The 12,694-nt window shown below is 74.1% G+C and carries 16 protein-coding genes; 9 read left to right on the forward strand and 7 right to left on the reverse strand.

Annotation, left to right across the window (positions count from 1 at the left end; all coding sequences use genetic code 11):
• Positions 1 to 78: 78 nt before the first annotated feature.
• Together IE251_RS23675 and IE251_RS23680 are read right to left on the reverse strand one after the other, a co-directional pair.
• Positions 79 to 1,383: a phosphoribosyltransferase family protein gene (locus IE251_RS23675; RefSeq protein WP_189755004.1), complete on the reverse strand. Its 1,305-nt coding sequence runs from the start codon at positions 1,381 to 1,383 to the stop codon at positions 79 to 81.
• A 16-nt stretch (positions 1,384 to 1,399) separates the two neighbouring features.
• The gene (locus tag IE251_RS23680; RefSeq protein ID WP_189755005.1) at positions 1,400 to 1,711 is read right to left on the reverse strand and encodes a dsRBD fold-containing protein; all 312 of its coding nucleotides are present in this window, start codon (positions 1,709 to 1,711) and stop codon (positions 1,400 to 1,402) included.
• A gap of 101 nt (positions 1,712 to 1,812) precedes the next feature.
• Here IE251_RS23680 and IE251_RS23685 point away from each other — a divergent pair, with 101 nt between their 5' ends.
• A complete protein-coding gene (locus IE251_RS23685; protein ID WP_189755006.1) occupies positions 1,813 to 2,190 on the forward strand; it encodes a YchJ family protein in 378 nt (125 codons plus the stop codon).
• 136 nt (positions 2,191 to 2,326) lie between these two features.
• Here IE251_RS23685 and IE251_RS23690 read toward each other — a convergent pair whose 3' ends face one another.
• Positions 2,327 to 2,740, reverse strand: a complete 414-nt coding sequence (locus tag IE251_RS23690; protein ID WP_189755007.1) for a hypothetical protein — start codon at positions 2,738 to 2,740, stop codon at positions 2,327 to 2,329.
• Positions 2,741 to 3,087: 347 nt separating this feature from the next.
• Between IE251_RS23690 and IE251_RS23695 the strand changes: the two genes are divergently transcribed.
• Entirely contained in the window at positions 3,088 to 3,318 is a 231-nt protein-coding gene (locus tag IE251_RS23695; protein ID WP_189755008.1) for a hypothetical protein, read from the forward strand.
• A 36-nt stretch (positions 3,319 to 3,354) separates the two neighbouring features.
• Here the strand turns inward: IE251_RS23695 and IE251_RS23700 are convergent, their stop codons facing one another.
• Complete coding sequence (locus IE251_RS23700) at positions 3,355 to 4,056, reverse strand: FadR/GntR family transcriptional regulator (RefSeq protein ID WP_189755009.1); 702 nt, start codon at positions 4,054 to 4,056, stop codon at positions 3,355 to 3,357.
• A 141-nt stretch (positions 4,057 to 4,197) separates the two neighbouring features.
• On the opposite strand from IE251_RS23700, the gene IE251_RS23705 reads away from it, so the two are divergent.
• Both IE251_RS23705 and IE251_RS23710 read left to right on the forward strand, forming a co-directional pair.
• Positions 4,198 to 4,725: a gluconokinase gene (locus IE251_RS23705; protein WP_030781446.1), complete on the forward strand. Its 528-nt coding sequence runs from the start codon at positions 4,198 to 4,200 to the stop codon at positions 4,723 to 4,725.
• Positions 4,726 to 4,762: 37 nt separating this feature from the next.
• Entirely contained in the window at positions 4,763 to 6,160 is a 1,398-nt protein-coding gene (locus tag IE251_RS23710; RefSeq protein WP_189755010.1) for a GntP family permease, read from the forward strand.
• Positions 6,161 to 6,251: 91 nt separating this feature from the next.
• Here IE251_RS23710 and IE251_RS23715 read toward each other — a convergent pair whose 3' ends face one another.
• A complete protein-coding gene (locus IE251_RS23715; RefSeq protein ID WP_229896904.1) occupies positions 6,252 to 7,229 on the reverse strand; it encodes a hypothetical protein in 978 nt (325 codons plus the stop codon).
• A 377-nt stretch (positions 7,230 to 7,606) separates the two neighbouring features.
• Here IE251_RS23715 and IE251_RS23720 point away from each other — a divergent pair, with 377 nt between their 5' ends.
• From IE251_RS23720 to IE251_RS23735, 4 genes are all read left to right on the forward strand, one after another.
• Complete coding sequence (locus IE251_RS23720) at positions 7,607 to 8,521, forward strand: DMT family transporter (RefSeq protein ID WP_189755012.1); 915 nt, start codon at positions 7,607 to 7,609, stop codon at positions 8,519 to 8,521.
• 140 nt (positions 8,522 to 8,661) lie between these two features.
• Positions 8,662 to 9,177 carry an NUDIX hydrolase gene (locus tag IE251_RS23725; protein ID WP_189755013.1) on the forward strand — a complete coding sequence of 172 codons (516 nt, stop codon included), beginning with the start codon at positions 8,662 to 8,664 and terminating at the stop codon, positions 9,175 to 9,177.
• 21 nt (positions 9,178 to 9,198) lie between these two features.
• Positions 9,199 to 9,591: a YidH family protein gene (locus IE251_RS23730; RefSeq protein WP_030608433.1), complete on the forward strand. Its 393-nt coding sequence runs from the start codon at positions 9,199 to 9,201 to the stop codon at positions 9,589 to 9,591.
• A complete protein-coding gene (locus IE251_RS23735; RefSeq protein WP_189755014.1) occupies positions 9,588 to 9,917 on the forward strand; it encodes a DUF202 domain-containing protein in 330 nt (109 codons plus the stop codon). Before IE251_RS23730 ends, IE251_RS23735 begins: the two co-directional genes overlap by 4 nt.
• Before the next feature lie 57 nt (positions 9,918 to 9,974).
• Here IE251_RS23735 and IE251_RS23740 read toward each other — a convergent pair whose 3' ends face one another.
• Complete coding sequence (locus IE251_RS23740; RefSeq protein WP_189755015.1) at positions 9,975 to 11,141, reverse strand: esterase-like activity of phytase family protein; 1,167 nt, start codon at positions 11,139 to 11,141, stop codon at positions 9,975 to 9,977.
• A gap of 124 nt (positions 11,142 to 11,265) precedes the next feature.
• Positions 11,266 to 12,234 (reverse strand): NADP-dependent oxidoreductase, encoded by a 969-nt coding sequence (locus IE251_RS23745; protein ID WP_189755016.1) that lies wholly within the window; start codon positions 12,232 to 12,234, stop codon positions 11,266 to 11,268.
• A gap of 82 nt (positions 12,235 to 12,316) precedes the next feature.
• On the opposite strand from IE251_RS23745, the gene IE251_RS23750 reads away from it, so the two are divergent.
• The gene (locus tag IE251_RS23750; protein WP_189755017.1) at positions 12,317 to 12,616 is read left to right on the forward strand and encodes a hypothetical protein; all 300 of its coding nucleotides are present in this window, start codon (positions 12,317 to 12,319) and stop codon (positions 12,614 to 12,616) included.
• Positions 12,617 to 12,694 lie beyond the last annotated feature (78 nt).

Raw genomic sequence — 12,694 nt, forward strand, 5'->3', positions numbered from 1 at the left:
CTCTGCCTGACCCTCCGGCATGGTCGCCTCCCGGCCCCCGGGCATGGCCCCCGCCCGGCCCTCCGGCATGGTCGCCGCCTAGACGTGCGCGGGTGCCATGTGGTCGGTGAACCAGGCGCACGCCAGCTCGGTGACCCGCTCCAGGGTGCCGGGCTCCTCGAAGAGGTGGGTGGCGCGGGGGACGACGGCCAGCCGGTTCTCGCAGCGCAGCCGGGCCTGTGCGTCCCGGTTGAGGTCGAGCACCATCGGGTCGGCGCCGCCGACGATGAGCAGGGTGGGTGCCGTCACCTCGGGCAGCCGGGCCCCGGCGAGGTCGGGCCGGCCGCCGCGGGAGACGACGGCGGCGGGCCGCGCGGCGGGGTCGGCGGCGGCCCACAGGGCGGCCGCGGCGCCGGTGCTGGCGCCGAAGTAGCCGATGGCGAGCCCCTCGGCGTCGGGTTCCTCGCGCAGCCAGGCGGTGGCGTCCAGCAGCCGGCCGGCCAGCAGCGCGATGTCGAAGACGTTGCCCCGGTCGGCCTCCTCCGCGTCGGTGAGCAGGTCGAACAGCAGGGTGCCGAGCCCGGCCCGGTGCAGTCCTTCGGCGACGAACCGGTTGCGCGGACTGTGCCGGCTGCTGCCGCTGCCGTGGGCGAAGACCACGACGCCGGTGGCACCGTCCGGCACGGTGAGCCGTCCGCCGAGCCGGACGGCTCCGGCGGTCACGGTGACCTCCCGGGCGCCGGACGCGGCGCCCGCGGTGTGCCGGTGGCGCTCGGCGGCCCGCCGCAGGCAGGCGGTGACCTCCTCGTCCTCGACCTGGGTGAAGTCGGTGTAGAACTGGCCGACGGCGGCGAAGTCCCAGGGGGTGTGCAGGCACACCAGGTCGTCGGCGTCCTCGCCGAGCCGGCGGGTGAAGTCGCGGGGGGCGACCGGGACGGCCAGCACGACGCGGGCCGCGCCCCGGGCGCGGGCGACGCGGCAGGCGACCCGGGCGGTGGAGCCGGTGGCGACGCCGTCGTCCACCACGACGGCGGTCCGGCCGGCGACCGGGGCCGGGGTGGTGGCGCCCCGGTAGCGCGCGCCGCGCTCGGCGAGGACGCGGCGCTCTCGTTCCTCGACCGCCGCGAGGTCGTCCGGGCCGACGCCGGTGGCGCGCAGCACTTCCTGGTTGATCACGCGTACACCGTCCTCGCCGATCGCCCCCATGCCCAGCTCGGGCTGGTAGGGCACGCCGAGTTTGCGTACGAGCAGGACGTCCAGGGGCGCGTCGAGCGCCTCGGCGACGGCCGCGGCGACCGGTACGCCGCCCCGGGGCAGTCCGAGCACCACCACGTCCTGGCCCCTGAGGTACTCCAGGCGCTGCCCCAGCAGCCGGCCGGCTTCCGGGCGGTTCGCGAAACGCACGGCGGCGCTCCTTCCTTCACTCGCGGGACAGCCAGAGCGGCGCCGGGCCGTCGGTGTCGGCCGCTCCGGTGGCCTTCATGTCGCCGTCGGCGGCGCGCAGCAGCATGCGGCCCATGGCGATCAGGGCGCGCCCGGCGGCCAGTTCGTCGCCGATCTCGGGCATCGCCCGGTCGCTGGGGCTGCGGCGGGCCCCGGCGTGGCTCTCCAGGACATTGTCCCCGGTGTCCAGGACGATCCGGGCCGTGGTGTCCGGATCGTGCTCGGACAGGTACACGTTCAGCCGCCATTCCTTGACGGCGGGAGGCCGGCTGCTCACGGGTCCGGTCATCCTCGACCTCACCTCCCTGTGTGCCGGTGTGCGGTCCGGCTCTTCCACTGTGCACCCGGCCCCTGCCGGGCGCCTCCCCTGCCCCGGGCACAATGGGCGCCATGACCTCGCGCACCTGCCCCTGCGGGCTCCCCCAGTCGTACGACGCCTGCTGCGGCCGTTTCCACGCGGGGCGGGCCGCAGCGCCGACCGCGGAGCTGCTGATGCGCTCGCGGTACAGCGCGTTCGTCAAGGGAGACACGGCGTACCTGCTGCGCACCTGGCATCCGCGGACGCGGCCGGAGCGGCTGGCCCTCGACCCGGGGATGAAGTGGACGGGGCTCGAGATCCTGGACACGGCCGACGGGTCGGCGTTCCACAGCACGGGCACGGTGGAGTTCCGCGCCTCCTACCGCGGCGGCGCGCTGCGTGAGCGGAGCCGGTTCGAGCGGGTGGCCGGCGCGTGGGTGTACGTGGACGGGGAGTTCCCGGAGGACTGAGGATCCGCGGCGGAAGCGGATCGTGTGCGTCCCCTGGTCGGGGCTCCGTCGAACCGCCCTCTCCCCCGTACCCCGGCGGCCTTGGTGTGCGATTCCCCTCCCCTGAAGGGCATGAACACGCCAGACTGAGGTCATGTCAGCGGATTTGGCGACCATGGCGATCACCGCCATGACGACCAGCATCGCCTCCGGCGCCGGAAGTGCCGTCGTCGACGAGGTGCGGCAGCTCGTCCGGTCCCGGCTGAGCCGGTCCGAGGACGGGCGCGGTGCGATGGAGCGGTTCGAGGCCGAGCCCGGCGCCGACGAGGCGGCGAACGCCGTGCGGGACCGGCTCGCCCGCGCCCTGGAGGCCGACCCGGAGTTCGCCGGCCGGCTGTGGGCCGCCCTGCAGCCGTCCGCGCCTCCGGCCCAGACCCGCCATGGCCATCCACATCGGGGGCAACGCGGACCGCAGCACGATCGTCATCGGTCCGGTGCAGTTGCCCCGGACCAAGGGGGTGATGGCCGCCCTGGTGGCCGGGGTGGTGGTGCTCGCCGTGCTGCTCGTCATCGGCTTCCGCACCGTGCTGCACGGTGTCACCGGTGACGACGGCGGTGGCGGCGGGTCCGGTGACGCCAGGAGGGTCGCCGCGCTGAAGGACTCCGCCACCGCCGAGGCGGTGCTGCCGGACTCCGGGAGCCTTCCCGCGGGCTGGGAGGTGACCGAGGCGGCCAAGGTCACCGAGGGGGTCCCGGACGACTGCAGCACCGCGTGCGAAGGGGCCGCCTTCACCGCCACGGTGCGGTACGAGAACGAGCGGCCGCTCGCGGGGGCCTTCTTCTACGTCCAGGCGTACCCACGCCGAGCGGCGCTTCGAGGACTACCGGGCGACCATCGACACGAGCGTCTACTCGTCCATGTCCCTGCCCTCGATGGGGGACGAGAGCGCGGCCTACCGGAAGGGAATCGTCAACGGCGAGCACGCGGAGGCGGGGGTGCTCGTCGGGACGGTCGTCACCTGGGTGACCTACCGGACGGACAGCGGTGAACTCGGCCCCTCGGCGCTCGAATCCCTCGCCCGCATGCTGTCCGACCGTGCCCAGCAGGCCCAGAACGGCACCGCGCCCTCCGCCGGGGCCGAGTTCTGATCCGGCGCCAGGGCCGGGTTCTGATCCCCGGCGCGCTCAGGGGGCCAGGATGTCCAGTTCCTGGAGGGCGCCCGCGGTGATCTCCCGGGTCAGTTCCTCGGCGCGGACCGCGTCCCGGGCACGGACCGCCTCGGCGAGCCGTACGTGCAGGGTGACGGCGGCCGGGTCGGGGTCCTCGAACATGACCTCGTGCCGGGTGCGACCGGACAGCACCTCCGCGACGACATCGCCGAGGCGGGCGAACATCTCGTTGCCGGAGGCGTTGAGGATGACCCGGTGGAAGGACACGTCGTGGAACAGGTAGTCCTCGAGCCGGTGGCCGCGTGAGTTGGCCACCATGCCGAGGGCGCACCGGGTGAGTTCGGCGCACTGCTCGGCCGTGGCGTGCTGGGCGGCCAGGCCCGCCGCGACGGGTTCGACGGCGGAGCGCAGCACGGTGAGCGAGCGCAGCTGGTGCGGACGGTCGGCGCCGGCCAGCCGCCAGCGGATGACCTGCGGGTCGTAGACGTTCCACTCGGCCTTGGGGCGGACCGTGACGCCCACCCGGCGGCGGGACTCGACCAGGTGCATGGACTCCAGCACGCGGACCGCCTCGCGCATCACCGAGCGGGACACCTCGAAGTGCTGTGCCAGCTCGTCGGTCCGCAGAACGCTGCCCGGCGGGTACTCGCCGGACGTGATGGCGGGGCCGAGGGTGTCCAGTACATGGCCGTGCAGCCCCCGGCCCCGTGTGCTCATGCACTCAGCGTACGGCGCGGATCACGGACATAAAAAGTCAGACTTATACGTCACACTCTCTTGAATTCGTCGTACCTAATGGGTTTCAGTGTGGCGACGCCGCAGTGGCGTCGGATGTCGAGGAAGACAGCGAGGCAGTTAATGCGAACCCCCCAGGTCGTCGTCGTGATGGGCGTCGCGGGGACGGGCAAGACCACCATCGGTCCCTTGCTCGCCGCGCGGCTGGGCGTCCCGTACGCCGAGGGCGACGACTTCCACCCGCAGGCCAACATCGACAAGATGTCGGCCGGGATCCCGCTCGACGACGCCGACCGCTGGCCGTGGCTGGACGCCATCGGGCACTGGGCGCACGGCAGGGCCGGACTGGGCGGAGTGGTCAGCAGCTCCGCGCTGAAGCGGGTCTACCGCGACCGGCTGCGGGCCGTGGCACCCGGGATCGTGTTCCTGCACCTGACGGGCGACCGCCGGCTGATCGAGGAACGGATGTCCCAGCGGCAGGGCCACTTCATGCCGACCGCGCTGCTGGACTCCCAGTTCGCCACGCTCCAGCCGCTCCAGCCGGACGAGGCGGGAGTCGCCGTGGACGTCAGCGGCGGCCCCGAGGAGATCACCGAGCGGGCCGTGCAGGCCCTCGCGGCGCTTCCCGACACCGCGGGCAGCTCTCACTAGCGCCCCCAGAAATCCCCCGTAACCGCAAGGAACCCCCGTGACCAGACTCAGCGTCGAGATGCTGGCAGCGGACGCCCCTCCGCCGATCACCTCCGCCGGGCACGCCCAGCTGGGCATCGCCGTCCTGGTGGGCATCGCCGTCATCGTCCTGCTCATCACCAAGTTCAAGCTCCATGCCTTCCTGGCGCTGACCATCGGGTCGCTGGCGCTCGGGGCGGTCGCCGGGGCACCGCTCGACAAGGCCATCACCAGCTTCACCAGCGGGCTCGGCTCCACGGTGGCCGGCGTGGGCGTCCTGATCGCGCTCGGGGCGATCCTGGGCAAGCTGCTCGCCGACTCCGGTGGCGCGGACCAGATCGTCGACACGATCCTGGCCAAGGCCGGCGGCCGGGCGATGCCGTGGGCGATGGTGCTGATCGCCTCCGTCGTCGGCCTGCCGCTGTTCTTCGAGGTCGGCATCGTGCTGCTGATCCCGGTCGTGCTGATGGTCGCCAAGCGCGGCAACTACTCCCTGATGCGCATCGGCATCCCGGCGCTGGCCGGTCTGTCCGTGATGCACGGTCTGATCCCGCCGCACCCCGGCCCGCTGGTCGCCATCGACGCGGTCAAGGCCAACCTGGGTGTGACCCTGGCCCTCGGCATCGTGGTCGCCATCCCGACCGTGATCATCGCCGGGCCGCTGTTCTCCAGGGTCGCGGCCCGCTGGGTGGACGTGCCCGCCCCCGACCGGATGCTGCCGCAGCGCGCCTCGGAGCAGCTCGAGCGCCGTCCGGGCTTCGGCCCGACGCTCGCCACCGTGCTGCTGCCGGTGGTGCTGATGCTGGCCAAGGCGCTGGTGGACATCGTCGTCGACGATCCCGCGAACCACACCCAGCGCGTCTTCGACGTCGTCGGCTCCCCGCTGATCGCCCTGCTCGCCGCCGTGATCGTCGGCTTCTTCACGCTGGGCCGGCCCGCCGGGTTCACCCGGGACCGGCTCCAGCAGACCGTGGAGAAGGGCCTCATGCCCATCGCCGGCATCCTGCTGATCGTCGGCGCGGGCGGCGGCTTCAAGCAGACGCTGATCGACTCCGGCGTGGGCCAGATGATCCTGGACATCTCCAAGGACTGGTCGATCCCGGCGCTGCTGCTGGCCTGGCTGATCGCGGTGGCGATCCGGCTGGCGACCGGCTCGGCGACGGTGGCGACGGTCTCGGCGGCCGGCCTGGTGGCGCCGCTCGCGGCCGACATGTCGACCACCCACACGGCCCTGCTGGTGCTCGCCATCGGCGCGGGTTCGCTCTTCTTCAGCCATGTCAACGACGCCGGTTTCTGGCTGGTGAAGGAGTACTTCGGGCTGAAGGTCGGGCAGACCGTCAAGACCTGGTCGCTGATGGAGACGATCATCTCGGTGGTCGCGGGCGGTCTGGTGCTGCTGCTGTCCCTGATCGTCTAGGGCCGCGGCGACCGGCGCCACGGCAGACCGGCCCGTCCGGCCGAGGGCTTCCCCTCGGCCGGACGGGCCGGTCTCGCCGTTCCGGGCGCCGTCATCCGTGCCCGAGCGCGCGGGCGCGGGCCGCGTGGAAGCCCGCCAGCGGATCGCGGTGGGCGTAGACCCAGGGCACCGGGGTGGCGTGGTCGCCGATGCGCTGGAACAGGGCCGCCGCCTCGGCCGGGCGGCCGGCGCAGGACAGGGCGAACGCCAGGTGGTTGAGGTCGATCAGGCGGCGCGGGTGTTCGTCGTGCTCCCACTCCAGCCACCAGTCGAAGCAGGCGCCCAGCACGCGCCGGGCCCGGGGGCCGGACCAGTGCGGGGAGGCGGCCGGGTCGGCGGGGCCCATGCCGGTGGCGGCGAGGACCCGGTAGCGCTCGGCGTAGGCGACCACCGGCAGCACGGCCAGCGGGGAGTCGGCGGGGGCCTCGGCGGCGGCCAGTTCGGCGGCGTCGTACACCTCGTGGGTCTCGGCGCGGCCGCACCCGGGCCGTTCGGCGAGGCAGGCGATCAGCAGGTGGTGGGCGTGGTGGTGCTCGGGGTGGCGGCGGCGCAGCTCGGTGAAGGCGCCGAGCAGGGCGCTCTCGGGGCCGAAGGCGCGGGCGAGCAGGAGCAGGCCGAGCCAGGGCGTGGGGTCGGCCGGGGCGAGGGCGGCGGCCGTGGCGCAGGAGTCGCGGGCCCGGCCGGGCTCCTCCTCGCCGCGCAGGGCGCGGTGGACCAGGGCCAGGGCCAGCAGGGTGGCGGCGTCGGCGGAGCCGGGCTCGGCGGCCAGCCAGTCGCCGGCCCACGCGGTGGCGCGGGGGTCCCGGGCGAGGACGGTGAGGCGGTGGCCGCGGCGGTCCCAGTCGTCGCCGGTGTGCACCAGCAGGGAGCGGGCGGCCTGCCGGCGGCCCTGGGCCAGCGCCGCGCGGGCGGTGCGCAGTTCGGCGTCGTCGAGGGCGGCGTCGAAGGCGTCGCGGGCGCCGGGAGCGGGGGCGTCGGACGGGTCCGTTGCGGCCCGGCGCGTGCCGAGCAGAGGCGGGGAAGGGGGCACCGCGGGGCTTCCTGTTTCTCGGGCTGCCATCGACCGATCACGCACAGCAAACCCCCCGCCAAGGGTCGCGTCAAGCGGAACAAGGCTGTTCATCTCTTCAACTTCCCTGTACCAAGGGGTACTTGGATCCTCCCGGCGCAGGTGGGGCCCGTCGCGGGTGCGAACGCGGGGACATTCCTGTGGCGTATGCCATGCCCGCCCCGTCCGCCGTACCGGGCCGTCCGCCCCGGGTTCGGCGGTGCGGATGTGGCGCACGCCATGGCGCGTCGCGCCCGGGTTGCGGACCATGGCGGCAACCGCCCGGTTGCGGGTACTTCCGGGGCATTGCCGTTCCGGTAGCGCTACAGTCGGCCACTGCACGCCCGTGGTCCGGCCGGATGATCGAGGTACACAGCGTGTCCGTTCTGGTACTGCTTCTCGCCGTGAGCGCGGCCTGCTGCCTCGGCTTCGGATTCGTCCTCCAGCAGAACGCGGCGCAGAACGCGCCGCTCGGCGACTTCCTCTCCTTCCGGCTGCTGCTCGACCTGATGCGGATCCCGCGCTGGCTGGGCGGACTCGCGCTGATGGTGGCCGGCATGGTGCTGGGCGCCATCGCCCTCGGCAAGGGCGAGATCTCGCTGGTGGAGCCGCTGCTCGCGACCAACCTGCTGTTCGCCCTCGCCCTCTCCCGGCACCAGACCGGACAGCCGCTCGGCCGTCAGGGCTGGGCCGGGCTGCTGCTGCTCGCGGGCGGGGTGAGCGCGTTCATCCTGGCGGGCGAGCCGCGCGCCGGCACGGCCGTCACCGATCCGCTGCGGCACTGGCTGATCATCGGCGCGGTGGTGGGCGCGGCCCTGCTGATGACGGCGTACGCCAAGCGCTCCCGGCTGAGCGGCGGCCCGGTGCTGCTGGCACTCGCCGCCGGGCTGCTGTACGGCGTCCAGGACGCGCTGACCCGGGTGAGCGGCACCCGCTTCTCCGACGACGGCCTGACCGGACTGCTCACCGGCTGGCAGCCGTACGGCGTGGTGGCCTGCGGGGTCACCGGGCTGGTGCTGGTGCAGAGCGCGTTCGAGACGGCGCCGCTGCGCATGTCGCTGCCCGCGCTGACCGCGGCCGAGCCGCTCGCCGGGATCCTGTGCGGGGTGGGCTTCCTCGGGGACCGGCTGCGCACCGACACCGGTGCGCTGGCGGGTGAGGCGGCCGGGCTCGCGGCCGTGGTGGGGGGCATCGTGCTGCTCGGGCTGCACCCGGCGATGCCGTGCGGCGCGGGCGAGGCGGAGCGGGGCACGTCGGACCTCCAGCGCCGCTGACCGGGCACCCGGCCCCGCCCGGTACGGGTCCCGCGCCGCACGGGCCGTGCTCGGTCGGGTCCTGCCCGGTGCGGGACCTGCCCAGCACGGGACCTGCCCGGTCGGGCCCTGCTTGGTCGGGCCCTGCTTGGATGACGGGCATGAACCCTGCTGACGAGATCCTCGACATCGTCGACGAGCACGACCGGGTCGTCGACCGGCGCCCGCGCGGCGAGGCGTACGCCCTCGGGCTGCGCCACCGCTGTGTGTTCGTCCAGGCCCGGGACGCGGCCGGCCGGCTCTTCGTGCACCGGCGCACGGCGACCAAGCTGGTGTTCCCCTCCCTGTACGACATGTTCGTCGGCGGTGTCGTCGGCGCGGGCGAGTCCTACGACGACGCGGCGCTGCGCGAGGCCGAGGAGGAGCTGGGCGTGAGCGGACTGCCGCGGCCCGCCCGCCTGTTCAAGTTCCTCTACGACGACGGCGCCGGGAACAGCTGGTGGTCGGCGGTGTACGAGGTGCGCTGCGACCTGCCCGTGCGCCCGCAGGCCGAGGAGGTGCAGTGGCACGCCTTCCTGCCCGAGGAGGAGGTCGAACGGCGGCTCGGCACCTGGGAGTGGGTGCCGGACGGGCTGGCGGCCTACGAGCGGCTGCGTGCGTTCCGGGCCGGAGGGTGACCGCCCGGTAGGGTCGGCCGAGTGAGCGACTTCGTACGGAACATCCGGCTGTGGTTCGCGCCGGAGCGGGTGCGGGAGGAGGGCGGCACGCCCGACTACCGGTTCTCGCTGGCGAACGAGCGCACGTTTCTCGCCTGGCTGCGCACCGCGCTGGCGCTGATCGGCGGCGGGTTCGCGGTGGACCAGTTCCTGCCCGATCTGCGCTGGGCCTGGCGGGTCGGGCTGGCGCTCGCGCTGCTCGCGGCCGGGGTGCTGTGCTCCCTGCGGGCGGTGAACCACTGGGTGCGCTGCGAGCGGGCGATGCGGCGCGGCGAGGACCTGCCCGCCTCCCGGTTCCCGGTGCTGCTGAGCCTGGTCGTGGCGGTGGTGGCCGTCGCGATGGTCGTGGTCGTGCTGGTGGGGTGGGAGGGGTGACGGCCGGCGCGGAGGGCGCGGGCCGGGACCCCGGTCTGCAGCCGGAGCGCACCCGGCTGGCCTGGCGGCGTACCACGCTGTCGGCCGCCGTGGCCACCGTGCTGGCCCTGAAGGCCGCGCTGCACGGGGGGCCGTCGGCGGCTAGCGTCCTGGCGGGCGCGGTGTGCTGCGCGCTGTGGCTGGCCTTCCTCGGGATCGCCCACTCCCGGGTCCGCGCCCTGACCACGACACCCCGCCCGCCGACGCTCGCCCCCCGCCAGGCGACGGCGGCGGTGCTGTGCGCCGGCGCGCTGGCGGTGTGCGCGGTGGTGCTGGTGCTCCAGTAGCCCCGCGAGCGTCCCGTAGCCCCGCGGGTGGGGACAGCGGCGGTGTCTCTCCGCGCGTCAGCGGTCGCGGAAGGCGAGTGCGACGAACTGGGTGGCCTCGTCCTCGGCGAAGTTGTCGTCGCTGACCAGGAGCAGGGTCCGTTCGCCGCTTCGCAGCCTGGGTCCCCAGGTCAGTCCCTCGGTGTTGACGACGGTGCTCAGCCCCAGGTCGTGGAAGTCGGCCACCAGCTTCTTGCGCATCGGCACGACCGACCGGCCGGCCAGGGAGGACATGCGCCGCACGTCGGTCGCGCCGCGCGTGGTGGCGTCGAAGACACGGATCTTGTACCCGGCTCCGGCCACCCAGGTGCGTTCGAGGACCAGGTAGCGGTCGGGGTCGTCGGGGAAGGCGAGGATCGCGGGCACGCCGGTGTCCGGGGCCCACGGGCTGGACGGGTCGGACGCGGTGAAGATCTTCTCCAGCGGGTAGGCGAACTGCCGGAGCACCGCGCCGGCGCGGTCCTGACGGGTCACCCGGACCAGGGCGCCGTGCCGCAGGTCGGGTTCCGGGCCGTCCTGGATCAGCGGGCCCTCCAGGGCGCTGGTGAAGGTGGCGCCCCGGGAGCCGAACGTGATGGCTTCCACCCCCTTGTTCCGCCGGGGCCCGCGGTCCTCCCGCGTGTACCGGTAGTCGGCCGGCAGCCGGAACTCGCCGCGGTAGGCGCCCGTGGGGGCGGCGATCCGGACGGACTGCTGGATCAGCGGGTCGTCCGCCGACGAGGGGCGGTCGCCCTCCTGCGACCACCAGTACCGGCAGCTTCGCGGGTCGACCCGCAGTTCCTCCGGGTCCACGGCCTTGCCGTCGCGGGCGCTCGCCGGCGGGTGGACCGAGCCGTCGGGCTGCCGCAGCGGGTGTGTACCGGTGAAGTCGACGGAGCGCACACCGGTGCCGTCCACGGCGATCCTGGCGGTGTAGAAACGGGCGGGCTGGAGCACCGAGCGGTCGTCGCTGATCATGACGTACTCGCCCGTGCAGGGGTTGCGGTCGATGCCGGACAGACCGCCGACGGTGGTGCCGCGGAAGGCGAGTTTGTGGGGAATGATCCGCTCCCCCAGCAACCGCGCGTGTCCGCCGGTCCCGGGCGCCTTCGTGTCGCCGGCCGGCCGGGCCGCCGCCGCGGGCGCCATCGTCGTGACCATCATGAGCGCCACGACGCACGCGCGGCGGATCAAGGAAGTTCGCATGGGGTCGATCTTGGACCGGCGCACGCCCCGGCGCAGTTACCCGTTCGTGTGAACCTCGGTGACGCCCGGCCCCTGCGGCGGGGCGGACATTCCGCTCAACTCTGCAGTTGTCGCACCGTAGTCGTCACCTGGCGGGAACGCCCTGCGCACCGCCCTCCCCGGACCCCCGGCCCACGGTCACCACGATCTTGCCGCGGGTGTGGCCCTCCTGGTTCAGCCGGTGGGCGTCCGCCGTGCGCTCCAGCGGAAAGGTCCGCTGGACGTGGACGGAGAGGACGCCCTGGTCCGCCCACTCCGACAGGCGCGCCAGGTCGTCGGCGTCCGGGCGGACGAAGACGTACCGGCCGCCGTACTCGCGTACCTCCGGGTCGGTGATCGAGGCCAGCCGGCCCTCCGGGGCGAGGAGGCCCGCGGAGACCGTCAGCGTGTCGCCGCCGACGGTGTCGAAGATCGCGTCCACCCCCTCGGGGGCGAGCCCGCGCACCCGTTCCGCCAGTCCCTCGCCGTAGGCCACGGGCTCGCCGCCCAGGGTGCGGACGTAGTCGCGGTTGGCCTCGCCGGCCGTGCCGAGGACGCGGGCGCCGAGGTGGGCGGCGATCTGGACGGCGAGCGAGCCGACGCCGCCGGCCGCCGCGTGCACCAGGACGGTCTCGCCCCGCTTGACCTGGAGCGCCTTGACCAGCACCTGGTAGGCGGTGAGGCCGGCCAGCGGGAGTCCGGCGGCCTCCTCGAAGGACAGGGTGCGCGGCTTGCGGGCCAGGGTGCGCACCGGCGCGGCCACGTACTCGGCGCAGGTGCCCCGGGAGAGGAAGTCCTCGCGGACGTAGCCGATGACCTCGTCCCCGGGGGAGAACTCGGTGACGGCGGCACCGGGGCGGACGACCACCCCGCTGACGTCCCAGCCGGGGATCACCGGGAAGACGGCGTCCAGCACCGCGTCCAGGTGGCCCTCGCGGCACTTCCAGTCGACCGGGTTGACGGCCGCCGCGCGCACCTCGACCAGCACCTGGTCGGGACCCACCTTGGGGTCCCGCAGCTCGCCGTACTCCAGCACCTCGGGTCCGCCGTAGCGGCGGTAGCTGATGCCCTTCATGCCCTCGACCCTCCGGGGTACCCGGGCGGCACGCAACCGGGACGCCCCGTCGCCGGCACTCCGTCCCCCGGAGGTGAGCGCCATGACCACCCTCCACCACGAGCACACCGCCCACGGGCCGCACCGGCACGGGCCGGACTGCGGGCACTGCGCGGTGCCGCACGGCGATCATGTGGACTACGTCCACGACGGGCATCTGCACCGGGAGCACGCGGGCCACTGGGACGAGTGCGAGCCGGCCGGGCACTCGGTCCACCGGGACCACGCGCACGTGCACCACGAGGAGTGCGGGCACGCCCAGGTGCCGCACGGCGACCACGTCGACTACCTGCACGGCGGCCACCGGCACGCCGAGCACGGGGACCACTGGGACGACCACTGACGCCCACGGGCCCGAGTCCGCCGCGGCCGCGGGCTTATCGTGGGCCGTGTCACGTTCGGCGCGATCTTCGCTCCCGCA

It is taken from the genome of Streptomyces eurythermus (assembly GCF_014649115.1).
GTDB classification, from domain to species: domain Bacteria; phylum Actinomycetota; class Actinomycetes; order Streptomycetales; family Streptomycetaceae; genus Streptomyces; species Streptomyces eurythermus.

Excerpts from the sequence above, each read along its gene's own strand:
- IE251_RS23680 (WP_189755005.1), bottom strand. The coding sequence starts at position 1,711 with ATGACCGGACCCGTGAGCAGCCGGCCTCCCGCCGTCAAGGAATGGCGG.
- IE251_RS23685 (WP_189755006.1), top strand. The coding sequence starts at position 1,813 with ATGACCTCGCGCACCTGCCCCTGCGGGCTCCCCCAGTCGTACGACGCC.
- IE251_RS23690 (WP_189755007.1), bottom strand. The coding sequence starts at position 2,740 with ATGACGAGCAGCACGGCGAGCACCACCACCCCGGCCACCAGGGCGGCC.
- IE251_RS23695 (WP_189755008.1), top strand. The coding sequence starts at position 3,088 with ATGTCCCTGCCCTCGATGGGGGACGAGAGCGCGGCCTACCGGAAGGGA.
- IE251_RS23700 (WP_189755009.1), bottom strand. The coding sequence starts at position 4,056 with ATGAGCACACGGGGCCGGGGGCTGCACGGCCATGTACTGGACACCCTC.
- IE251_RS23705 (WP_030781446.1), top strand. The coding sequence starts at position 4,198 with ATGCGAACCCCCCAGGTCGTCGTCGTGATGGGCGTCGCGGGGACGGGC.
- IE251_RS23720 (WP_189755012.1), top strand. The coding sequence starts at position 7,607 with ATGATCGAGGTACACAGCGTGTCCGTTCTGGTACTGCTTCTCGCCGTG.
- IE251_RS23725 (WP_189755013.1), top strand. The coding sequence starts at position 8,662 with ATGAACCCTGCTGACGAGATCCTCGACATCGTCGACGAGCACGACCGG.
- IE251_RS23740 (WP_189755015.1), bottom strand. The coding sequence starts at position 11,141 with ATGCGAACTTCCTTGATCCGCCGCGCGTGCGTCGTGGCGCTCATGATG.
- IE251_RS23745 (WP_189755016.1), bottom strand. The coding sequence starts at position 12,234 with ATGAAGGGCATCAGCTACCGCCGCTACGGCGGACCCGAGGTGCTGGAG.
- IE251_RS23750 (WP_189755017.1), top strand. The coding sequence starts at position 12,317 with ATGACCACCCTCCACCACGAGCACACCGCCCACGGGCCGCACCGGCAC.